The 21,668-nt window shown below is 54.7% G+C and carries 20 protein-coding genes; 4 read left to right on the top strand and 16 right to left on the bottom strand.

Annotation, left to right across the window (positions count from 1 at the left end):
- Positions 1-24: 24 nt before the first annotated feature.
- The 6 genes from artJ to ROR01S_RS23530 all read right to left on the bottom strand — a co-directional run bounded on the left by artJ (position 25) and on the right by ROR01S_RS23530 (position 4,589).
- Positions 25-756, bottom strand: a complete 732-nt coding sequence (gene artJ / locus ROR01S_RS23505) for an arginine ABC transporter substrate-binding protein ArtJ (RefSeq protein WP_004859969.1) — start codon at positions 754-756, stop codon at positions 25-27.
- A gap of 220 nt (positions 757-976) precedes the next feature.
- Positions 977-1,645, bottom strand: coding sequence for an arginine ABC transporter permease ArtM (gene artM / locus ROR01S_RS23510; protein ID WP_004859971.1), 669 nt, complete (start codon positions 1,643-1,645; stop codon positions 977-979).
- Positions 1,645-2,361 (bottom strand): arginine ABC transporter permease ArtQ, encoded by a 717-nt coding sequence (gene artQ / locus ROR01S_RS23515; protein WP_004859972.1) that lies wholly within the window; start codon positions 2,359-2,361, stop codon positions 1,645-1,647. The genes artM and artQ overlap by 1 nt, the downstream gene beginning before the upstream one ends.
- Before the next feature lie 6 nt (positions 2,362-2,367).
- Positions 2,368-3,099, bottom strand: a complete 732-nt coding sequence (artI, locus tag ROR01S_RS23520) for an arginine ABC transporter substrate-binding protein ArtI (protein WP_004859975.1) — start codon at positions 3,097-3,099, stop codon at positions 2,368-2,370.
- 19 nt (positions 3,100-3,118) lie between these two features.
- Complete coding sequence (gene artP, locus ROR01S_RS23525) at positions 3,119-3,847, bottom strand: arginine ABC transporter ATP-binding protein ArtP (RefSeq protein WP_004859977.1); 729 nt, start codon at positions 3,845-3,847, stop codon at positions 3,119-3,121.
- Between the two features lie 223 nt (positions 3,848-4,070).
- Positions 4,071-4,589 carry a lipoprotein gene (locus ROR01S_RS23530; protein WP_004859979.1) on the bottom strand — a complete coding sequence of 173 codons (519 nt, stop codon included), beginning with the start codon at positions 4,587-4,589 and terminating at the stop codon, positions 4,071-4,073.
- Between the two features lie 253 nt (positions 4,590-4,842).
- Between ROR01S_RS23530 and ROR01S_RS23535 the strand changes: the two genes are divergently transcribed.
- Complete coding sequence (locus ROR01S_RS23535; RefSeq protein WP_064359924.1) at positions 4,843-5,757, top strand: hypothetical protein; 915 nt, start codon at positions 4,843-4,845, stop codon at positions 5,755-5,757.
- A 50-nt stretch (positions 5,758-5,807) separates the two neighbouring features.
- Here the strand turns inward: ROR01S_RS23535 and ROR01S_RS23540 are convergent, their stop codons facing one another.
- Positions 5,808-6,995 carry an OmpP1/FadL family transporter gene (locus ROR01S_RS23540; protein WP_064359925.1) on the bottom strand — a complete coding sequence of 396 codons (1,188 nt, stop codon included), beginning with the start codon at positions 6,993-6,995 and terminating at the stop codon, positions 5,808-5,810.
- Between the two features lie 305 nt (positions 6,996-7,300).
- Positions 7,301-7,573, bottom strand: a complete 273-nt coding sequence (yahO, locus tag ROR01S_RS23545; protein ID WP_004859987.1) for a DUF1471 family periplasmic protein YahO — start codon at positions 7,571-7,573, stop codon at positions 7,301-7,303.
- Positions 7,574-7,977: 404 nt separating this feature from the next.
- Here yahO and ROR01S_RS23550 point away from each other — a divergent pair, with 404 nt between their 5' ends.
- Positions 7,978-8,805 carry an N-acetylmuramoyl-L-alanine amidase gene (locus ROR01S_RS23550; protein WP_064359926.1) on the top strand — a complete coding sequence of 276 codons (828 nt, stop codon included), beginning with the start codon at positions 7,978-7,980 and terminating at the stop codon, positions 8,803-8,805.
- A 7-nt stretch (positions 8,806-8,812) separates the two neighbouring features.
- On the opposite strand, the gene ROR01S_RS23555 is transcribed toward ROR01S_RS23550, so the two are convergent.
- The 4 genes from ROR01S_RS23555 to poxB all read right to left on the bottom strand — a co-directional run bounded on the left by ROR01S_RS23555 (position 8,813) and on the right by poxB (position 14,239).
- On the bottom strand, positions 8,813-9,826 hold the full coding sequence (locus tag ROR01S_RS23555; RefSeq protein WP_004859991.1) for a 3-beta-hydroxysteroid dehydrogenase: 1,014 nt from the start codon (positions 9,824-9,826) through the stop codon (positions 8,813-8,815).
- 96 nt (positions 9,827-9,922) lie between these two features.
- Complete coding sequence (locus ROR01S_RS23560; RefSeq protein WP_015584809.1) at positions 9,923-11,356, bottom strand: SDR family oxidoreductase; 1,434 nt, start codon at positions 11,354-11,356, stop codon at positions 9,923-9,925.
- A 10-nt stretch (positions 11,357-11,366) separates the two neighbouring features.
- Positions 11,367-12,368, bottom strand: a complete 1,002-nt coding sequence (gene ltaE, locus ROR01S_RS23565; protein WP_064359927.1) for a low-specificity L-threonine aldolase — start codon at positions 12,366-12,368, stop codon at positions 11,367-11,369.
- 152 nt (positions 12,369-12,520) lie between these two features.
- Positions 12,521-14,239, bottom strand: a complete 1,719-nt coding sequence (poxB, locus tag ROR01S_RS23570; RefSeq protein WP_004859997.1) for a ubiquinone-dependent pyruvate dehydrogenase — start codon at positions 14,237-14,239, stop codon at positions 12,521-12,523.
- Positions 14,240-14,390: 151 nt separating this feature from the next.
- Here poxB and ROR01S_RS23575 point away from each other — a divergent pair, with 151 nt between their 5' ends.
- Positions 14,391-14,825 (top strand): DoxX family protein, encoded by a 435-nt coding sequence (locus ROR01S_RS23575; RefSeq protein ID WP_044351378.1) that lies wholly within the window; start codon positions 14,391-14,393, stop codon positions 14,823-14,825.
- Positions 14,826-14,976: 151 nt separating this feature from the next.
- On the opposite strand, the gene hcr is transcribed toward ROR01S_RS23575, so the two are convergent.
- The 4 genes from hcr to aqpZ form a co-directional block, all read right to left on the bottom strand.
- Entirely contained in the window at positions 14,977-15,945 is a 969-nt protein-coding gene (gene hcr, locus ROR01S_RS23580; protein ID WP_004860001.1) for an NADH oxidoreductase, read from the bottom strand.
- 11 nt (positions 15,946-15,956) lie between these two features.
- Positions 15,957-17,609, bottom strand: coding sequence for a hydroxylamine reductase (gene hcp, locus ROR01S_RS23585; RefSeq protein WP_015584806.1), 1,653 nt, complete (start codon positions 17,607-17,609; stop codon positions 15,957-15,959).
- 223 nt (positions 17,610-17,832) lie between these two features.
- Positions 17,833-18,732, bottom strand: coding sequence for a LysO family transporter (locus ROR01S_RS23590; RefSeq protein ID WP_004860005.1), 900 nt, complete (start codon positions 18,730-18,732; stop codon positions 17,833-17,835).
- A 127-nt stretch (positions 18,733-18,859) separates the two neighbouring features.
- Positions 18,860-19,555, bottom strand: a complete 696-nt coding sequence (gene aqpZ, locus ROR01S_RS23595; RefSeq protein ID WP_004860006.1) for an aquaporin Z — start codon at positions 19,553-19,555, stop codon at positions 18,860-18,862.
- 395 nt (positions 19,556-19,950) lie between these two features.
- On the opposite strand from aqpZ, the gene ROR01S_RS23600 reads away from it, so the two are divergent.
- Positions 19,951-21,609, top strand: a complete 1,659-nt coding sequence (locus ROR01S_RS23600) for an ATP-dependent endonuclease (protein ID WP_044349967.1) — start codon at positions 19,951-19,953, stop codon at positions 21,607-21,609.
- Positions 21,610-21,668: the final 59 nt, after the last annotated feature.

Genomic DNA, 21,668 nt, shown 5'->3' on the forward strand with positions numbered 1-21,668 from the left:
TCCGCACCGCGGGTCAGCAGAAAATTATTCCGGGAACCACTGGTTGCTGATTTTCTGATACGTGCCGTCCGCTTTAATCGCCTTCAGCGCACCATTGAGTTTTTCCAGCAGCGCCTTGTTGTCCGGACGTACTGCGATACCGAGGCCGGTGCCGAAGTATTGCGGATCGGTCACTTTTGGAGTGGCGACGCCCAGCTGCGGGTTGGTTTTCAGCCACTCATTCACCACGGCGGTATCGCCAAACACCCCGTCAATACGGCCGTTTTTCAGGTCGATAATCGCATTCTGATAGCTGTCATAGGCGACAGTTTTCACTTCCGGATGTTTATCCTGCAGGTATTTCTGGTGGGTGGTGCCGTTTTCCATGCCAATACGTTTGCCTTTCAGATCGGCAAAGGAGTGGAAGGCGTCTTTTTTAGCAATAACCAGCGCCGAGTTGGCGTAGTACGGATCGGTAAATGCGACCTGCTTGCTGCGCTCCGGGGTAATGTCCATACCGGAGATCACCGCGTCATATTTTTTAAATTTCAGCGCCGGGATCAGGCTATCGAAAGCGTGGTTGGTAAAGGTACAGTCAGCCTGCATCTGTTTGCACAGCGCTTTTGCCAGATCCAGATCGAAACCGACGATCTGATTGTTCGCATCCATGGATTCAAAAGGGGGGTAGGTTGCAGAAACGCCGAAGCTGATTTTTTCTGCGGCAGCGGCGCCAAAGGCGAAAGAGGAAAGCAGTGCAGCCAGAACTAACTTTTTCATCGTGGAACTCCCGTCGGTCAATCTTATGATGTTGTGCCGTGTCTGCGGCTGATTTTCACAATGCCACTAAATGAATTTGTATTCAATAATTACGTATAATTATTTTTTATGGAAATAAAAAAGACGGACATTCTATAGACATGCCCGTCTTTATGTTTGCTACTTATGCATTCACCTCATGCAACTCACTCGTGATGTGAGCTGCTGGCGTCGGTCAACGCTAATTCCGTCGTTCAAACGCCAGCGCTTTACGCTCCACTAACCGCATCAGCAGCGTCAGCAGACCGTTGACGATGAGATAGACAATACCGGCCGCCCCAAACACCATAACGTCATAGGTACGTCCGTACAGCAGCTGGCCGTGCCCCATGACTTCCATCAACGTAATGGTGTAAGCCAGGGAAGTGCTTTTGAACACCAGCACAACCTCGTTGGAATACGAAGAGAGGGCGCGTTTAAAGGCGTACGGCAGCAGAATCGCCAGCGTGTCTTTCTTGCTCATTCCCAGCGCGCTGCAGGATTGCCACTGGCCGTCAGGAATGGCGCGGATCGCACCATAAAACAGCTGGGTGGTGTAAGCCGCGCTGTTCAGGGACAGGGCTATCATGGCGCACAGCCAGGGTTCAGAAATCAGATGCCACAGTACCGGGTAGTTCTGCAAAGAGGGGAACTGACCCGGGCCATAGTAAATCAGGAAGATCTGTACCAGCAGCGGCGTACCGGTAAATAAGGTGATGTAAGCGCGAACAATCCACACCAGTACCGGCGTTTTCAGCGTCAGGACGATGGTGAAAACCAGCGACAGAATCAGCGCCACGACGATCGACGCCGCGGTCAGCGTCAGGCTGGTATGCAGCCCTTTCAGCAGTTCAGGTAAATAATCGAGCATCAGCCTGGTCTCCGTTCGAAGCGCGTCGCACGTTGGTCAATACGTTTGAGGATGTACTGACTGAGCAGGGTGATGACCAGATAGATCGCCGCCGCGATGATGTACCAGTTAAACGGTTCCTGAGTGCGGGTGGCGATGCTCTTGGTTTGCAGCATCAGATCGTTGACGCTGATTAAACTGACCAGCGCGGTATCTTTCAGCAGAACCAGCCACTGGTTGCCGAGGCCCGGCAGCGCATGACGCCACATTTGCGGCATCACCAGACGGAAGAAGATCGCCCCTTTCGATAGCCCCAGCGCCTGGCCGGACTCCCACTGCCCCTGAGGTACCGCCTTGAGCGCCCCGCGCAGAGTTTGCGAGGCGTAAGCGGCGTAGAGCAGGGACAGCGCGATGGCGCCGCACAGGAACGGACTGACGTCGAAGTTTTCAATCTGCATCTGTACCGGAATCTGCACAAAGCCAAGATTGATCGTAAAACCGTCAGAGAGCGTAAGCAGCAGCTGAGAGGAGCCGAAATAGATAAACAGGACCACCAGAATCTCCGGTAGTCCACGCAGAACCGTGACCACGCCGGTTGCGAACCATGCCAGCGGGCGCCATTTTACTGACTCCAGCACGGCAAACAGCATCGCCAGCACAAGGCCGATGATGAGCGCGCAAACGGCAAGGCCGACGGTCATCCCGGCGGCACTTGCTAAGGGAAAAATTTCATTCATTTAGCGTTACTTCTGAAACCATTTGCTATAGATGGTCTGGTAAGTCCCATCTTTTTTCACTTTTTCCAGCGCAGCATTAAATTTCTGCTGCAGTTCGGTATTGCCCTGACGAAGCGCAATGCCCAGACCGGTACCGAAGTAGTCTTTATCGGTGACTTTATCGCCCACCGCGGCCAGCTTCGGATTGCTCTTCAGCCACTCGGTGACGACGGCATTATCACCAAACACGGCATCAATACGGCCGTTTTGCAGATCCAGCTTCGCATTCTGGTAGCTGTCGTATGGCACGGTGGTGATTTCAGGGTGTTTGTCGTTAATAAATTTCTGGTGCGTGGTTCCGTTCTGGACGCCGACCTTTTTGCCTTTCAGCTGTTCGAGGCTGGTGAATTTACCCTGCTGGCCGACAAACAGCGCCGAGTTTTCGTAGTAAGGCGTCGTGAACAGCACCTGTTTTTCACGCTCAGGCGTGATATCCATCCCGGCCATCACCGCATCGACGCGGCGGAATTTGAGGCTGGGGATCAGGCTGTCGAAGGCCTGGTTGGTAAAGGTGCAGGTAGCATCAATTTCTTTACACAGCGCGTTGGCCAGATCGACATCAAAACCGACAATTTTATTGTTGGCATCAATCGATTCAAACGGAGGGTAGGAGGCCTCAGTGGCGAAACGAATGGTCTGGGCGGCAGTAGCTGACAGGCTCATGCTGGCCAGGATCGCGGCAATCAGTACTTTTTTCATCGTCATTTCCCCGAAAACATCAATGTGAAAGATAGTTTTTAAACGCGTCGGTCTGCGGATGCGTAAAGCAGCTGGCATCCCCTTGTTCAATGATGTGACCATTTTCCATATACACTACGCGGCTTGCCGTTTTACGCGCCACTTCCACTTCGTGGGTGACGATAACCTGCGTAATGCCGGTGCCGGCCAGTTCGCGGATAATGCTGACGATCTGAGCGGTGATTTCCGGATCGAGTGCTGCGGTAGGTTCATCAAACAGCAGGACCTGAGGTTCCATCATCAGCGCCCGCGCAATGGCGACGCGCTGCTGCTGGCCCCCGGAAAGATGCAGCGGATAGCGATCGCTGTAGGGCTTGAGACGAAGACGTTCCAGCAGTTTTTCGGCGCGAGCGAGCGCCATGTCTTTACTTAACCCCAGCACGCGGCAGGGGGCTTCAATCAGGTTTTGCTGCACCGTCAGGTGCGGCCACAGATTATACTGTTGGAAAACCATACCCACGTTCTGGCGCAGCTCACGAATGGCTTTGTCAGAAGGTGCTTTGGTAAAGTCGAAGTGGTTACCGGCGATATGTAATGTCCCGGAACGCGGCATTTCCAGCAGGTTGAGTACGCGAAGCAGCGAGCTTTTCCCGGCGCCACTGGGGCCGAGCAGCACCAGCGTTTCCCCCTGCGGGCAATCCAGCGTGATGTCGAACAGCGCCTGATGCGCGCCGTAGAAGCAGTTAATGCCGTTTAGTTTAATACTCATCTGGGCTGTCTGATACGAATAGCTATTGAGGCCGCAAATACTACCTTTGACAGAATAGTTATGCAATATTTATGCGTTAAAAGTTAAATGTAAACCACATTTACCTCTAAACTTAGCACAAAATATGGGTTCGCGGGGTGGGGAGGCACAAATGTCGGCATAACCTGGAGAAATACCGACATTTTACCGGGGTTATCGTTTAAGTGGCGTGGGTTCCACGCCCTTATCCGCGTTTTTCAAGACTCTGTTGCAGGGAACCGGCCGGGGCATGGGAGTTAATGCCAAGATAACGCACGTCGTCGACGGCCCAGCACTGACCTTCCTGAATCATCAGCACTTCATCCTGCCAGCTTTGACTGCCCTGTTTTAAATCGACGCGCAGAGGAATATTGCGGGCATCGCGGTTTGGGATAGTTGAGGCGCTGGCTACGCTGGCGCTATCGGCCGGGGTCGTCGAGCTGGAGAAGAGGTTCGATTGCAGCAGCGAGCTGCGCGAGGGATCCTGGCGGGCATCGTTTAACAGCCTGGCCAGATCGTCGCTGAGATAAGGTCGCAGGGCCGCCAGGTCGTTGTTCCGATGCTGGATCTGATAATCGTAGAATTTCTGTGCTACCTCATCCGGCCCACCTTCGATGCAGGCCCCGCTGCGGGTGCCATTATCTTTATAGGCGGGCGTGACGGTGGTACAGGCACTCAGCGCGAGCGCGCACGGGATAATAAAAGCAACGAGTTTGTAGCGCATGATGATTTCCTTATAAGCTCACTACGTTATTAGTTTCTGTTCAAGCATAGCGTACTGGTTCCGGAATGCGCTTGACTCTTAGAGCTCAGGCAATACATTTTTTCCCCACGGTCTATTTGTGCCCATGCGTTGTCCGCGATAATGCTATTTCTTATCATCGATGGCACGCTATTTATTCTCGCCAATACAATCTGTTTTTTACGTAAAAGTAAATTTATATATCTGGTTAAATGCTAATTAAGCAGTAGGGATAGTGTTTATATTTAGATTAAAAGAGGCTGTCAGCATAACGGGATTATTCGTGTTAAATAACTTTATAGCAAATGTTAAGGCCCGATTATGGGCGAAGTTTTTACCTCGCTTTGTGGCAAAAAACGACCGGCTGGGGGAACCGTATGACTATTATGCGGTACATTTTGCCGATGCCGGCAGGCAGCGCTATCGGCTGATTGGATTCAATGGTTGCGACGTCCACGTTGAGCGTTTAGCCCTGTTGGCATCTGATGATGTGCAAACGGAAAAGTTACCCGTTTCCCGTATTCTCGGGATGGAAAGCGAAATTGTTCACTATAAAAAATATGGCAAAATCATATCGGAATCTATATTTTATTACGCCATTAACTATTATCTGCATATCGTCGATAGCAAAATTTTTCTTTTCAAAGGGAAGGGGGCTGTTGTTTCCACATTCTTCCGGGAGCGTGAACTCAAAAGTCAGGAACGTATATTTTTATTGCGTTTAATCGTGAATGAGTTCGTGAGGCGGCGCCCGTCAGACCCAGAGGCAGGTCTCACTGTGGATGAGGTGATTGAACTTCTCTACGGCAGGCTGTGGTATAAACATATCCGCAATGAGTCATTCCAATATAAAGTCACGCTGCTGATGGAATCGCTTGCCCTTTCAGGTGAGCTGGCCGAAGAGCGTGGCCGCTATATTGTGCAGGGCAAGGCGATTACCACGCTGGTCGAGTATGAAAAAGAACAGCGCCACGCCCGGCAGCAGGAAAAAATTCAGCGAAATATGGTCCGCCTGATGCTGATTATTACCGCCGCGACGGTATTGATTACCCTGGCATTACTCGGGCTGGCTGGCGTTATCGATTTACATAAAATATGGCAGGATATTTTGCAGATTAAGCCGGTACGTTTCTTATTCAAGCTGATTTAACGACCGGAGAATATCGCCCGATGCGCAGTTGCCGCGGGCGATATTTTGCGTCAGAACCGGTAGCTGTAGTTCATGCTGGCAAACCACAGGTAGGGATGATCGTAATCACCGGCGACAACAGCCGGTGTTTTCACCTGCCCGGACTGCATATGCAAACAGGAGACCGCGATGCCAATATTGCTGGCTGGCGTTATCTGATATTGCGCGCCGGCGGCAAAGCGCCACTCGTCGCCTGTCGGCATCGACAGAGCAATATCGCTTTGTGAATCATAAACCGTACTGTTGAAGCCCACCCCGGCGTTCAGGCGCCACTGTTCGGTTGGGCGATACTGAACGCCAGATGCGGTGTGCCAGGCGTCTTTCAGGCGATTCTGTTTATCACTTTGCCGCCCTGCGACGGTCACTTGCGGGCTGCCAAACTGGCTCCAGTCCTGCCAGCCGAGGTCACCCATCACCGACCACTGCTTATTGATGTCATGCACAAGGCTAAACATAATTTGTTGAGGGGCGCGTACCTGTGCCGAAATGGGTAGGTCATAGGTGGTATTTTCCGGCCTCGAGAGGCGGGCTTTGCCATCGATTTTAAAGTCGTAGTCGGTCTTACTGTTCCAGGTGATGCCGGCGCGAGTTTGCTCGGTCAACTGCATCAGCAGCCCCAGTCGATAGCTCATCGCCCAATCGTTGTCTTTATCTTTTTGATCGCTGCCTTCGACGTCGCGCGTCAGGCTCAGATAGCCGTAATTCAGGTTGGCGGAGGCGCCGATTGAGAGGCGATCGTTAAGCTTGTATGCCAGGGACGGGCTCAGGGTCATGGCGACCATGGTGCTTTTCTTAATCAGACGATCTCCGGCCCAGTTGCCAAAATCGATGCCTGAGCCGTAATTACCGTATAAACCCAGGCCGGCATAGAGATCATCATCGATTTTTTGCGCATAGAAACCGCTGGCGCCAGGAAACAAATTCATCACGTTTCCCGGACTGCTTCGACCGTTTTCATCGTTTAACTGATAAGAGATATCACCGCCCATGACCTGCATTCCCCCGGTAAACATGTGATCCGGCAGGCGGGTCATTCCCGCAGGGTTGGTGACGATAGTGGAGGCATCCTGCGCCCGCGCCGCCTGACCGGCTCCCGCCAGACCGACATCTTCCGTACCGATTTCATAAAAATAGAGCGCACTCGCGTGCGAAAAACTGGAACAGACCAACCCAGAGAGGATCAATACGACCTTTTTCATTTGCCACCTGCAATGCTGTAAATTTTAGTCTTGTTTTTATGCCCGATAAGTATCGCCAACCCGCCTGCGGCAGAATGAATTTCTGTTTTTAAATATCATTTCGCTGCATGGTGTCAGAAGAATTTTGCCGGGATTTAAAATATGTAGATCTGAATTTGAGTGTGCTGGCCGTGCGCGGGGCGCTATTTAATAATGATATGTAGGGGCTGTAAATATAAATGCTATCTAAAAATAAACCTTGTCATAAATACAAAAGGGGTAATATCGCCATTTGGCGATATTACCCCTTCAGAAAGAAAGATTAATTATTTTTTCTTATAAATATTGGCAGAAACATGAAGTTTCTTGTCGGTGTTGCCAGAAGACAGAACGACAACATCAGCACCTTTTTCTTCAGCTTTTTTCAGCAGCTCTGCACGCGCATCGCTAGGAGCGGTCTGGCCTGTAGAGGAAATGGTACCCACTTTTTGATACTGGGTCTGCACTTTTGCGAAATCTTCTTTGGACAAAATTTCCGCAGAGAATGCGTTTGCGGTTAAAAACAATGCTGCACCTGCCACTAAAGCTGCATATTTCATATTTTTAATCTCCATTGTTTAACTTGCTATCATCATGCCCTTGTTTTAACTAACCAATGAGCGGCACCAGATTGAATCAAGTGAATTTTTTTTTCAAGCTAAATACTACAAAACTATGATCCTTAACTTGTGAACTCATAAGGAAAAGATGACTCCAGGGTTATGATTTGTGTCGTCATTTTTAAAAAGGGCCGTTAAGACTTTACTTAATCTCATTTTAAACAGTGGTTAGTATAAATTTACCTTATGTATTACTGCGGTGAAATGTGAAAAATGGTACCGGCAGACAGCGTTGAGTTGATGGTTTATCATGAGTCAAGCCGCTATCGACACTGGCGGAAGGTGGTTTATATAAGGATCTGACTGATGGCCCGACTCACCGTAGGTTGGGGGATTGCCTCCCGATGAAACGTTCTGGACTTATCGCGCTCTTACTGCTGCTGGCCGGTTGTAGCGCAGAAAAAGGGATTATTGACTGCGACGGTTACCAGCTCGATACTCGCCATCCGGCGCAGGCAGCCTACCCGAGAGTGAAAGTATTAGTCATTCACTATACCGCCGATGACTTTGACGTCTCCCTGGCGACTCTGACGGACAATCAGGTCAGCTCCCACTACCTGATCCCCCAGCAGCCGCCGCTGTATCAGGGCAAACCGCGGATTTGGCAGCTGGTGCCGGAACAAGATTTGGCCTGGCATGCCGGAATTAGCTTCTGGCGCGGCAGTACGCGTATTAACGATACCTCGATCGGCATTGAACTGGAGAACCGCGGCTGGCAGAAGAGCGCGGGGGTGAAAAGCTTTACACCGTTTAGCCCGGCGCAGATTAATGCGCTGATTCCGTTGGCAAAAGATATTATTGCCCGCTACCACATTGCGCCGCAAAACGTGGTTGCCCACGCCGATATTGCCCCGCAGCGTAAGGACGACCCCGGGCCGTTATTCCCATGGCGGCAGCTGGCCGGGCAAGGTATTGGCGCGTGGCCGGATGCCAGCCGGGTGGCGTTTTATCTCAACGGTCGGCCATCGTATCAACCGGTTGATAGCGCTGAACTGCTGGATACGCTCTCTCGCTATGGCTATCAGGTCACCCCGGAGATGACTTCCGCGCAACAGAAACGGGTCATTATGGCCTTTCAGATGCACTTCCGCCCGGCGCGCTGGGATGGCGTCGCCGATGCTGAAACCCAGGCCATCGCCGATGCGCTGCTGGAAAAGTATGGCCAGGGATAACCTGAGGCTAGCGGTGTAATTTGCCGTGGTCTTTCAGCCAGGCGGCGGTGCGAATAATGCCGTCATCCAGCGTGACCACGGGCTGATAACCCAGCTCTTGCTGAGCGCGGGAGATATCGAGGGTAAAATCAAAGTTCAGCTTGGAGACGCCGTAGTGGGTAAAGGCGGGTTCCCTGGCGGACTTATTGCCAAAATGCTCCATACTGCGGGCGATAATATCCAGCATCGGGTAGGGCACTGAGCGGATCCGGCATTTAATGCCCAGTTCATCAATCAGCTTCTGCACGATGCTGTTCAGCGTACGCGGTTCGCCGTTGGTGATATTCCAGGCGCGGCCGGAGGGCAGATGATCGCACTGTGGCTGGCTGGCAAGCCACATCGCATGTACCGCATTTTCATAATAGGTCATATCAACCAGCGCGCTGCCGCCGCGCGGCAGCAGAACGCTACCGTAGTGCTGCATCATTTGCGCCAGGCGAGGAATAAACACTTTGTCATGGGCGCCGAACAGGCTTTGCGGACGCAGAATGGTAAAGCGGGTATTGGGGTTCGCCTGGGCCAGCAGATGAATGACCTCTTCGCTGGCCGCCTTGCTGCGGGCAAATTCATTGGCGAAACGCTGCGGGCGGAAATCTTCCTGCACATCGCGATGATGGTGATAATCGAAATAGAGCGACGGGGAGGAGATATGAACGAAATTACGCACGCCCCAGGCAACGGCCCACTCTCCGAGACGGCGGGTAGCCCGCACGTTAGCGAGATCAAAAGCCTGCTGTGTACCCCAGGGAGAGGTAAAGCTTGAACAGTGCCACAGGGTATCGATACCGGCGAGCATCACTTTGGCCTGCGAAGAAACCAGTTCGGTTAAATCAGCAGGCACAAACTCGGCGCCCATTTTGCTCAGAAGCTTGCCCATCGCTTCATTACGCCCGGTGGCTCTGACGCTGATGCCTTGATGGCGCAGATATTCCACCGCGTTGCGGCCTAATCCGCTGGTCGCACCGGTAACCAGTACCTTCATATCAACCTACTGTCCCAGAAAAGAATTTCGTGCGCATTTTTCCGTGATTCTCCTCATGATGCAATGAGAATGATGAAAGAATGCCACACATACTGCCTATTTGCCTGTGATTTGTTCGGCCAGCCGGGCAATGCGTCGCGCCATGCCGCGAAAGATAAACAGATGCGCCGGGATCATCAGCAGCCAATAGAACAGCCCGGGCATGCCGTGAGGATGCCACCAGGCGCGGACATCCAGCTCGCGGCGATCGCCTTTATCTCTCAGCGTAAAACTCAGGCGCCCAAGACCCGGCGCTTTCATGCCGAATAATAAGGTTAGCTGCTTTTCCGGTTCGACGATAATGACCTTCCAGCTGTCCACCGTATCCCCGGTCTGTAGGCTGGCGCGATCGGGACGACCTTTCGCCAGCCGGTGGCCGACCAGCAGGTCCATCGCCCCGCGGATCTGCCACAGAATATTGCCAAAGAAGTAACCCTCTTTGCCGCCGATTTGATTGACCACCTGCCACAGCGCCGCCGCGCTGGCATGGGTGCTGACCGTACAACCGGCCTGTTTAGGGTAGTAGCCATACTCCGGCCGCCAGCGGGCAAACGCCTGGGCGTCATAGCCCCAGTCGCTGGAGTTGGCGAGCTGCTCTTCCTCTTTTAGCGTGCGGCGCACCGCTTCATCAAAGGAGATCAGCGTCTGGGGGATCAGCGCTCGCAGGGCGCGATCGTCGGCGATCAGATCGTGTTTTAATCCCTGAATCAATGCCCGGGCGATAGTGGGAGGCACCGACGTAATCACGTTGAGAAACCACACCGAAATCCAGCGGGTGGGAAAGGGGATCGGGATTAACAGGCGATGTTTGCCGCTAACCGCCATAAAGCGAGTGAACTGCTGCTGGTAGCTTAAGACTTCTGGTCCGGCGGCTTCCAGTACGCGATGAACGCGGGTCGGATGGTGAAGGAGTTGCACCAGATAATAGAGCAGGTTTTCCAGAGCGACAGGCGTCGTTCGCGACCGAACCCAGCGCGGTGGCGTCAGGACCGGCAGGTTGTAGACCATATCGCGCATCACTTCGAAAGCGGCGGAACCGGCGCCGATGATAATTCCCGCCCGCAGTTCGGTGACCGGGACGGCGGATTCCCGCAGAATGTCGGCGGTGATTTGCCTGGCGCGCAGATGATCCGATTGTTCAGCTTCCGGCGCCTGCAGGGAGCTGAGAAAAATCAGCTGCCGGACCGGCGTAGCGCGCAGGGCATCGCGAACGTTGACCGCGACCCGGCGTTCGTGCGCAATAAAATCGCCGCCTTCACCCATCCCGTGCACCAGATAATAAACGGTATCCACCTGCGCCAGCAGGGCGGAAAGCCCCTGCGGCTGGTTAAGATCGAGCGGATGGCAGCTTACGCCCGGGAGATTGAGCTTCTGCAGCCTGTCGACATGGCGTGCCGCCGCCAGCACCGGGTAACCCTGCTCGCTTAATGCCTGCACCAGATGCTGGCCGATATAGCCGCTGGCGCCGAGCACCAGAATTCGTTGCGCCACGCCGCTCTCCTTAGCGTTGCAAAAATGCCTGCCAGTGGCCGACGACGTCCGTAAGCTGCTGGCGGCTGACATCCAGATGGGTCACCAGGCGCACGATCGGCGAGGCATTGATCAGCACGCCGCGCTGCTGCATAAATGCGCCCAGCGCTTCGGCGTGTTCTTCCCCCACGCGGACAAACAACATGTTGGTATCATGTCGGGTCACGTCGGTGCCAATTGCGCTGAGCTGCCCGGCCATCCACGCCGCATTGTCGTGGTCCTCTTTTAACCGTTGGACGTTGTTTTGCAGGGCATAAAGGCCTGCCGCCGCCAGAATACCGGCCTGGCGCATGCCGCCGCCGACCATTTTCCGCCAGCGGGTGGCGCGGCGAATGTACTCGTGGCTACCGACCAGCAGCGAGCCGACCGGCGTGCCCAATCCTTTAGAAAGACAGATAGTAAAAGAATCGCAATACCGGGCGATATCCCGCAGCTCACAATCGTATTCCACGACCGCATTGAAGATACGCGCGCCGTCAACGTGCAGCGCCAGATTGCGCTCGCGGGTAAACTGCCAGGCCTCTTTGAGATAGTCGCGCGGCAGAACCTTACCATTATGGGTGTTTTCAAGGCTCAGCAGGCGAGTTGGGGCAAAGTGGATATCGTCAGGTTTAATCTTCGCGGCAACTTTATCCAGCGGCAGGGTGCCGTCGGCGGCGGCGTCTATCGGCTGCGGCTGAATGCTACCCAGCACTGCCGCTCCGCCCGCTTCATACAGATAGTTATGCGCGCCCTGGCCGACGATATACTCTTCGCCGCGTTGGCAGTGGCTCAGCAGGCCGACCAGATTAGCCTGGGTACCGGTGGGCAGGAACAGCGCGGCTTCTTTACCGGCCAGCTGTGCGGCGTAGCGCTGAAGTTCATTTACCGTCGGGTCGTCACCATACACGTCGTCTCCGACCGGGGCGGCCATCATCGCCTCCAGCATGGCGGGTGATGGGCGGGTTACGGTATCACTGCGTAAATCTATCACGGCATTTCCTTCTGGGTAGCTCATCCCGCAGGCAGTTGCTGGGGCGCGACTTTTCTGACCCCGGCGACAGGCGTGGTGCTGTCGTCGGGGATGTTCGGGCGCGCCGCATCACGGCATCAGGCATGATTTCAGGTATTAACTAAAAGAATGTTTTACCTGAGCCAGTTGGTTTTCGCCAGTTCGATTACCTCATCGCCGCGTCCGCTGATAATGGCACGTAGCATGTACAGACTAAATCCTTTGGCCTGCTCCAGTTTGATCTGCGGCGGAATGGCCAGCTCCTCTTTGGCGACGACAACATCCACCAGTACCGGGCCATCGGTACTAAACGCGGTCTGTAACGCGCTATCGACCTCGCTGGCTTTTTCGACGCGGATCCCGGTGATCCCGCAGGCTTCAGCAATGCGGGCGAAATTCGTGTCGTGCAATTCGGTGCCGTCGGTCAGATAGCCTCCGGCTTTCATTTCCATTGCCACGAAGCCGAGGACGCTATTGTTAAAGATGATAATTTTCACCGGCAGCTTCATCTGCGCCAGCGAAAGGAAGTCGCCCATCAACATGCTGAAACCGCCGTCGCCGCACATCGCCACCACCTGGCGATCCGGCGCTGTCGCCTTGGCGCCAATCGCCTGCGGCATGGCGTTAGCCATCGAACCGTGGTTAAACGACCCGATCAGGCGGCGTCTGCCGTTCATTTTCAGATAGCGGGCGGCCCAGACGGTTGGCGTCCCGACGTCGCAGGTGAAAATCGCGTCGTCGGCGGCAAATTGGCCGATCTGTTGCGCCAGATACTGCGGATGAATGGCTTTGTCGCTTGGTTTCGCCAGATCATCGAGCCCTTTACGCGCTTCGCGGTAGTGCTCAAGGGCTTTATCCAGAAACGCGCGGTCGGTTTTCTCTTCCAGATGCGGCAGCAGCGCAGCGAGCGTGGATTTAATATCGCCGACCAGCGCCATATCGACTTTGCTGTGGGCGCCGATGCTGCCGGGGTTGATATCAATCTGGATAATTTTGGCGTCGGTGGGGTAGAAGGCCCGGTAGGGGAACTGGGTGCCAAGAAGCACCAGGGTATCGGCATTCATCATGGTATGGAAACCCGAGGAGAAGCCAATCAGTCCGGTCATCCCGACATCATAGGGATTATCATACTCAACGTGCTCTTTGCCACGCAGGGCATGGACGACAGGGGCCTTTAATTTGGCGGCAAACTGGACCAGCTCGGCGTGCGCGCCGGCGCAGCCGCTGCCGCACAGCAGGGCGATATTACTGGAATAGCGCAGGACCTGCGCCAGCTTTTTGATCTCTTCTTCCGGCGGCGTAACCGTCGGCAGCGGCGCAGCGTACCAGTGCGTGCTGGCGTTCTCCGGCGCGGCTTTCAGCGCCACGTCGCCGGGTAGCACCACCACCGATACGCCACGGTTAATCACCGCTTTGCGCATCGCTATTGCCAGCACCTGCGGGATTTGCTCTGGCGTGGAGACCAGCTCGCAATAGTGGCTGCATTCGCGGAACAGCTCCTGCGGATGGGTTTCCTGGAAATAGCCGCTGCCGATTTCACTGGAGGGAATATGGGCGGCGATAGCCACCACCGGAACGTGGTTGCGATGGCAGTCAAAAAGGCCGTTGATCAGATGGAGGTTACCCGGGCCGCACGAACCTGCGCAAACCGCCAGTTCACCGGTTAACTGCGCTTCGGCGCCTGCCGCAAAGGCGGCGACCTCTTCATGTCGGGTGGGCATCCAGGCAATGGTGCCCATCCGGTTCAGGCTATCGCTCAGTCCGTTGAGGGAATCGCCGGTGACGCCCCAAATGCGTTTTACGCCGGCCTGTTCAAGAGTTTTTGCTATGTATGCCGCCACAGTTTGCTTCATGGTTTTCCATCTCCTTTTTGTGATAACGCTTACAAGCTTAGATGAAACTGACCGTTCCGCCCGCCCGTTCCCCTCATTTTCCGCTGGTTTATTGTTCGCAAATCCCGCATATTCTGTCGACACACCAGACGGTAAACAGGAATCATTTCAAATGGTTAAATCGCTGTTAAGTGCTGTTAATAAAATGTTATCGCATGATGATGTCGGCAAACTCTTGTTACGACTTGCGGTGGGTGGGCTGATGCTGTTTCACGGGTTGCATAAGCTTTTTGCCGGCGTGGACGGCATTAGCGGCATGCTGGTGGCCAAAGGATTGCCCGGTTTTATCGCGTATGGCGTGCTGGTGGGGGAGGTGGTTGCGCCTTGTCTGCTGATTCTGGGGATCCTTACCCGCCCGGCGGCGCTGGTGCTGGCGTTTACGATGATCGTGGCGTGGCTGATGGTGGGAATGGGCGAAACCGGGTCGCTGGATAAAACCGGGGCCTGGGCAATTGAGAGCCTGGTCTATTTCTTTACTGGCGCGCTGGCGATTGCCTGTCTTGGGGCGGGGCGTTTCTCGGTGGCGGGAAATTCGGTCTGGCGGTGAAGAACGGCCGGATGGCGCTGCGCTTATCCGGCCTACCGCGACTCTCACAGGCCCGGTCAGCGTTAGCGCCACCGGGCATTTTTGTCGGGGGCTCGGTGTTTACCCGACCTACAAAACGACCGCTGCTCTCGTAGGTCGGGTACCTCTACGATCAGGCGAGAACCAGATCCCCCTGCGGATGGCAGGAGCAGGCCAGTACGTAGCCGTCAGCGATTTCTGCATCGGTCAGCGTCATGGTGCTGCTGACCGTGTAATCGCCGGAAACCACTTTGGTCTTGCAGCAGCCGCATACACCCGCGCGACAGGCGACGGTCACCGGCACCTGGTTGCTTTCCAGCGCCTCCAGCAGCGTAGTACCGACCGGCGCATAAAACGCCTTCGCCGGCTGCAGTTTGGTGAACTTCAGTCCGTCGGTGGCCGCTTGCGCAACCGGCGTAAAGAACTTCTCTTTAAAGAAGCGCGTCACGCCAAGGGCGGTCACTTCCTGCTCCACCCAATCCATATAGGGCGCAGGTCCGCAGGTCATTACCGTACGGGTTGCGAGGTCCGGCACGCTTTTCAGTAACTCCGTGGTCAGACGCCCGGCGACAAAACCGTGAGTGGCGTTATTTTCCGCCACCAGCGTCACCGGGTACTGCCGCCACTCATCGGCGAAAATCACATCCTGAGGCGAGCGAATATTGTAAATCACCTGCACATCGGCCTGCGGACGATATTTTGCCAACCAGCGGCGCATCGACATAATCGGCGTAACGCCGCAGCCGGCGGCCAGCATCAGAAACTTGTCTTCCGCCTTATCTTCACAGGTGAACTCACCCATCGCGTCGGACAGCCAGAGATAATCCCCGCGTTTGAGCTCACGGGTCAGCCACTGTGAGCCGGCTCCCTCGTCAATCCGGCGAACGGTCAGCGTAATATATTCGCTGACCCCCGGCGTCGACGAAAGGGTGTAAGCGCGCAGCGTCTCTGCCGAATTGCGTACGCTTACCAGCGCGTACTGCCCGGCACGGTACGGATAATAGTCGTGGCAGAGCAACGAAATCGTCCAGACATCCGGCGTTTCCTGATGGATGTGATGAACCTGCATCCGCCACGGGCACTGATGGGTTGGCATGGTCATTCTCTTACTCCTTACGCGCTCAGCAGCTGCTGCATATCTTCTTCGACGGTGGTCACTGAACGCAGACCGAACTTCTCATTGAGAATTGCCAGCAGGTCCGGCGTGAAGAAGCCTGGCGCGGTCGGGCCGGTCACGATGTTCTTCACCCCCAGCGAAAGCAGGGTCAGCAGAATAACAATCGCTTTTTGCTCAAACCAGGAGAGCACCAGAGAGAGCGGGAGATCGTTGACGCCGCAGCCCAGTTTCTCCGCCAGGGTGACCGCCAGAATAATCGCCGAGTAGGCGTCGTTGCACTGACCGGCATCGACCAGACGCGGCAGGCCTTCGATATCGCCGAAGTCCAGTTTGTTAAAGCGGTATTTACCGCAGGCCAGGGTCAGGATCAGGCAATCATCCGGGACGCTGGTGGCGAAATCGGTGAAGTAGTTACGTTCGCCGCGCGCACCGTCGCAGCCGCCGACCAGGAAGATATGGCGCAGTTTTTCACGGCTGACCAGGTCGATAAGGGTATCCGCGGCGCCCAACAGCGTCTGGCGACCGAAGCCGACGGTGATCAGGTGCGGAATTTCGCTGTACGGGAAGCCCGCCATCTGCTGTGCCTGAGCGATAACCGGAGCAAAATCATCCCCCTCGAGGTGATTGACGCCCGGCCAGCCGACAATGCTGCGGGTCCAGATACGGTCATCATAGGCGCCAACGGTCGGGTCGATAATGCAGTTCGAGGTCATCACGATAGGACCTGGGAAGCGGGCAAACTCTACCTGCTGATTTTGCCAGCCGCTGCCGTAGTTACCGATCAGATGTTTGAATTTACGCAGTTCCGGATAGCCGTGCGCCGGCAGCATTTCACCGTGGGTATAGACGTTGACGCCGGTGCCTTCGGTTTGTTGCAGCAGATTGTAGAGATCTTTCAGGTCGTGGCCGGAGATCAGGATGCACTTGCCTTCGGTCGCTTTGACGTTGACCTGAGTCGGGGTCGGGTGGCCATATTTAGTGGTTTCACCGGCATCCAGAATGCTCATCACTTTGAAGTTCATCTGGCCGATTTCCATCGAGCACTCCAGCAGCGCGTTCAGATCGGCGGGCCAGGTGCCTAACCAGGCCATGATTTTGTGGTACTGCGCATAGATGTCATTGTCATACTGACCGAGAACGTGCGCGTGCTCCATATAGGCCGCTGCACCTTTCAGGCCGTACAGACAGAGCAGACGCAGGCCGAGAATGTTCTCGCCAATAGCCGCTTTGTCTTTGTTGGGGGTAAAGTCCGCCGCCTGGCGCTGCAGGTCGCCGAGATCGTCGCTCACCAGCTGCAGATTGGCCATCGGGTTATCGACGCTGGCGGTCGCATCAACGCTCAGGCACTGCGCTTTCAGCGCGTCGCGCATAGCAATCGCTTCACGCGCGTAGCCAACAATCCGCGGGGAGTCGAAGTTAACGTTGGTCAACGTGGAGAAAAATGCGCGCGGGGCAAAATTATCAACATCATGATTGATGATGCCATATTCACGGGCCTTTACCGCCCATGCAGACAGACCTTGTAGGGAAGCAATCAGCAGATCCTGGAGATCGGACGTTTCGGCCGTTTTACCGCACATACCCTGCGCGTAAGAGCAGCCGTTCCCTGCCGGGGTACGGATGGTTTGTTCACATTGCACACAAAACATGGTCACACCTTTTTTAAAGTTATATTTGAGATACATGTTTAAGGTTATGCCGGTAAAAGAAGGGAGAAAAGGTATTTCTGATACAATTTAAAGGGAGATTGATTTAGCGCAAATTTGGCCGCGGCGGGCTACCGCCACGGAGGTACAGATCGAGACCAGGACGATGCGCCCCCGGGGCGCGGCGAATATCGTCGCCGGAGGCAGAGTGCGGGCGCTAAGTGCCTCAGGCCGAGAAGAGGGCGATCAGCACCGGCACCAGCAGGCTCAGAACAAAACCGTGGACGATAGCGGCAGGGACAATCTCGACGCCGCCGGAACGCTGTAAAACCGGCAGAGTAAAGTCCATTGAGGTGGCGCCGCATAGCCCTAATGCCGTGGAACGACTGCGGCGAACCAGGCCCGGGATCAACATGATGGCCAGCAGCTCGCGGGAAAGGTCGTTGAAGAATGCGGCGCTGCCGATGACCGGCCCAAAGGATTCCGTCATCAGGATCCCGGAGAGCGAATACCAGCCGAACCCGGAGGCCATGGCCAGACCGGTCTTCAGCGGCAGGTCGAGAATAAAGGCGTTAATCACGCCGCCGACTAATGAACTCGCCGTGACGACCACCGCCACAATCATGCCGCGACGATTAAGGACTATTTGTCGTAAGGTCATTCCGTTATTCCGCAGCTGAATACCAATCAGGAACAGCAGGAAGATCAGCGTATATTCGCTCGCCTCGGTGGCATGCTGTAAAAATGACAAACCGCTCAGACCAATCAGGAAACCAATAAGCACCACGCCGCACAGCTGCAGGGATTCCATGGCCATTGCGACGCGCGAAGGTAATTTCTCCTGCCGGTGCTGGTGGCGCCACGGCATTTTCTGCTCGAGCCACATTAATGCGCCAATATTACACAGCAGAATAACAATCACGCTGACCACAGCATAATGAAGAATGGACAGCAGGTTGCTGGAGAGATTGTCGAGGAAGGCGAGACTAATCCCCATGAAAAAGAGGATCACGTAGACAATCCAGCTCAACAGTCGCGCAATAAGTTTTAGTGCTGAAGGGTGACGCAGAGGAATAAGGTAGCCGGCAACCAATGGCAGCAGAATGATTAATAATCCCGAAAACATGAACGATCTGGTCCTTGCAGAATGAGGTGAGCGCCACTGACACTACCCAAATCAGAGAACCGAGTAAAGCTGTGCCTGAAAAGAAAGGCCCGGCATTGCCAGGCCTTGCGTGAAACCAGATAAACGATTAATCGCGTTTTTCCAGCAGAGTACGATACAGCACGCCGCCGAGGATACCGCCGATAACAGGCATCACCCAGAATAACCACAGCTGCTGCAGCGCCCAACCCCCCTGGAAAATCGCCACGGCGGTGCTTCGTGCCGGGTTAACAGAGGTATTGGTGACCGGGATGCTGATCAGGTGAATTAAGGTCAGCGCCAGGCCAATCGCAATCGGCGCAAAACCGGCCGGTGCGTTTTTATCCGTTGCGCCATGAATCACCAGCAGGAAGCCGCAGGTCAGGACAATTTCAATCACAATGGCGGAGAGCATGGAGTACCCGCCCGGCGAGTGTTCCCCGAAGCCGTTGGAAGCAAAGCCGCTGGCTGCGGCATCAAAGCCTGCTTTACCGCTGGCAACTACATACAGAACGGCAGCGGCAATAATACCGCCAACAACCTGGGCGATAATATAGCCAATAACGTCCTTCGCCGGGAAACGACCGCCGGCCCACAGACCTAAAGTCACCGCCGGGTTGAAGTGCCCGCCGGAAATATGACCGACGGCAAATGCCATGGTTAATACAGTTAAACCGAAGGCTAAAGCCACCCCGGCAAACCCAATTCCCAGTTCCGGGAAGGCTGCGGCAAGTACTGCGCTACCGCAGCCACCAAACACGAGCCAGAATGTACCAAAGCATTCCGCTGCTAATTTTCTGAACATAACCACCTCAAAAGAATAATGTTAACGGGCACAGACTTTTGTGCCGATCTTTATTTATCGACGTAAAGGATAACGATAAAAATAAAGCGACGCTATTTTATGGACGATCGTCATCCTGCGGCTAGCTAAATAACTAGATCTAATTTGATTTAGGGCAATGTGATCTTAATCCTTGCACCATTGGTGATTGCACAAAAGTGTAGAACAAAAATAATAAAAATAACCACTTTAGCGGATGAATTATTTCCAAAATAAATAGCACGGTTAATAATCATAACCTGGACATTATCATTCATCGGCGCGGGGCCGCGTTTAGGCCGGTAGTGTCATGTTTACGCATGTATCGCTATACTGCTGATTATTGAAGGAGAAAGTGGTTACTGAGCGGAGGAGATATGCATCTTGAGCGGGTAGAAATCGTCGGTTTTCGCGGCATCAATCGTTTATCGCTGATGCTGGAGCAAAATAACGTTCTGATCGGCGAGAATGCATGGGGTAAATCCAGTCTGCTGGATGCGCTGACGCTACTGCTTTCGCCTGAATTTGAGCTCTATCACTTCGTGCGCGATGATTTCTGGTTTCCGCCGGGCGATGTCCAGGGACGTGAACATCATCTGCATATCATCTTGACCTTCCGCGAGAATGAGCCCGGCCATCATCGGGTGCGCCGTTTCCGTCCGCTGAGCGATTGCTGGGTACCCTGCGAGGATGGCTATCAGCGCATTTTTTATCGCCTGGAAGGCGAACTGACCGATGATAACAGCGTCATGACGCTGCGCAGCTTTATCAACAGTAGAGGCGAGGCGCTAACGCTGGACGATATTGACGAAATGGTGCGCCACCTGGTGCGGCTGATGCCGGTTCTGCGTCTGCGCGATGCGCGCTTTATGCGGCGCATTCATAATGATGCCGTTCCGCACTCGCCGCAGATTGAGATAACCGCTCGCCAGCTGGATTTTCTCTCCCGCGAGCTGGTGAGTCACCCGCAAAATTTAACCGATAGTCAGATACGCCAGGGGCTATCGGCTATGGTGCAGCTGCTGGAACACTATTTTGCCGAGCAGAGTAGCGCGCAATCTCGTCACCGCCTGATGCGTCGCCACTCGCATGACGAACAGCGCAGCTGGCGCTACCTGGATATTATCAACCGGATGATTGATAAGCCCGGCGGCCGCAGCCATCGGGTGATCCTGCTTGGTCTGTTTTCAACCCTGCTACAGGCAAAAGGGACGGTGAGGCTCGACCGCGATGCGCGGCCTCTGCTGCTGATTGAAGACCCGGAAACACGTCTGCATCCAATTATGCTGTCGGTCGCCTGGCATTTACTCAATTTGCTGCCGCTGCAACGCGTCACAACCACCAATTCCGGCGAGCTCCTGTCGTTGACGCCGGTGGAACAGGTCTGCCGGCTGGTGCGCGAATCCTCGCGCGTGTCGGCCTGGCGGCTTGGTCCTGGGGGAATGAATGCAGAAGACAGCCGGCGCATCGCTTTTCACATTCGGTTTAACCGCTCCTCCTCACTGTTTGCCCGCTGCTGGCTGCTGGTTGAAGGGGAGACCGAGACCTGGGTGATAAACGAACTGGCCCGGCAGTGTGGGCATCATTTTGATGCTGAAGGGGTCAAGGTCATTGAATTTGCTCAGTCGGGCCTGAAGCCGCTGATCAAGTTTGCCCGTCGGATGGGGATTCAATGGCACGTGCTGGTCGACGGCGATGAGGCGGGGAAAAAATATGCGGCGACGGTTCGTAGCCTGCTCAATGATGACCGCGATCTTGAACGCGATCACCTGACCACGCTTCCGGCGCTGGACATGGAACACTTTATGTATCGCCAGGGCTTTAACGATGTTTATCATCGGGTGGCGCAGCTACCGGCGAATGTGCCGATGAATATGCGACGGGTGATTACCAAGGCGATTCACCGCTCGTCAAAACCGGATCTGGCCATTGAGGTGGCGATGGAGGCCGGGCGCCGCGGCGTGGAGTCGGTGCCGACGCTGTTGAAGAAAATGTTCTCCCGCGTGCTGTGGCTGGCGCGCGGTCGCGCGGACTAAGTGTGGTGACAATAAGAATGATTCAAATTTAGCGTTATGTTTTTACCCGCTGCGGATAG

It is taken from the genome of Klebsiella ornithinolytica NBRC 105727 = ATCC 31898 (assembly GCF_001598295.1).
Lineage (GTDB): Bacteria > Pseudomonadota > Gammaproteobacteria > Enterobacterales > Enterobacteriaceae > Klebsiella > Klebsiella ornithinolytica.

What these genes read in the sequence shown, in the direction of transcription:
- aqpZ (WP_004860006.1), bottom strand. Translation starts at nt 19,555, where the DNA reads ATGTTCAGAAAATTAGCAGCGGAATGCTTTGGTACATTCTGGCTCGTG.
- artI (WP_004859975.1), bottom strand. Translation starts at nt 3,099, where the DNA reads ATGAAAAAAGTACTGATTGCCGCGATCCTGGCCAGCATGAGCCTGTCA.
- artP (WP_004859977.1), bottom strand. Translation starts at nt 3,847, where the DNA reads ATGAGTATTAAACTAAACGGCATTAACTGCTTCTACGGCGCGCATCAG.
- ROR01S_RS23590 (WP_004860005.1), bottom strand. Translation starts at nt 18,732, where the DNA reads ATGTTTTCGGGATTATTAATCATTCTGCTGCCATTGGTTGCCGGCTAC.
- ROR01S_RS23600 (WP_044349967.1), top strand. Translation starts at nt 19,951, where the DNA reads ATGCATCTTGAGCGGGTAGAAATCGTCGGTTTTCGCGGCATCAATCGT.
- ROR01S_RS23540 (WP_064359925.1), bottom strand. Translation starts at nt 6,995, where the DNA reads ATGAAAAAGGTCGTATTGATCCTCTCTGGGTTGGTCTGTTCCAGTTTT.
- ROR01S_RS23550 (WP_064359926.1), top strand. Translation starts at nt 7,978, where the DNA reads ATGAAACGTTCTGGACTTATCGCGCTCTTACTGCTGCTGGCCGGTTGT.
- ROR01S_RS23575 (WP_044351378.1), top strand. Translation starts at nt 14,391, where the DNA reads ATGGTTAAATCGCTGTTAAGTGCTGTTAATAAAATGTTATCGCATGAT.
- ROR01S_RS23530 (WP_004859979.1), bottom strand. Translation starts at nt 4,589, where the DNA reads ATGCGCTACAAACTCGTTGCTTTTATTATCCCGTGCGCGCTCGCGCTG.
- poxB (WP_004859997.1), bottom strand. Translation starts at nt 14,239, where the DNA reads ATGAAGCAAACTGTGGCGGCATACATAGCAAAAACTCTTGAACAGGCC.
- hcr (WP_004860001.1), bottom strand. Translation starts at nt 15,945, where the DNA reads ATGACCATGCCAACCCATCAGTGCCCGTGGCGGATGCAGGTTCATCAC.
- artQ (WP_004859972.1), bottom strand. Translation starts at nt 2,361, where the DNA reads ATGAATGAAATTTTTCCCTTAGCAAGTGCCGCCGGGATGACCGTCGGC.
- ROR01S_RS23555 (WP_004859991.1), bottom strand. Translation starts at nt 9,826, where the DNA reads ATGAAGGTACTGGTTACCGGTGCGACCAGCGGATTAGGCCGCAACGCG.
- artJ (WP_004859969.1), bottom strand. Translation starts at nt 756, where the DNA reads ATGAAAAAGTTAGTTCTGGCTGCACTGCTTTCCTCTTTCGCCTTTGGC.
- hcp (WP_015584806.1), bottom strand. Translation starts at nt 17,609, where the DNA reads ATGTTTTGTGTGCAATGTGAACAAACCATCCGTACCCCGGCAGGGAAC.
- artM (WP_004859971.1), bottom strand. Translation starts at nt 1,645, where the DNA reads ATGCTCGATTATTTACCTGAACTGCTGAAAGGGCTGCATACCAGCCTG.
- yahO (WP_004859987.1), bottom strand. Translation starts at nt 7,573, where the DNA reads ATGAAATATGCAGCTTTAGTGGCAGGTGCAGCATTGTTTTTAACCGCA.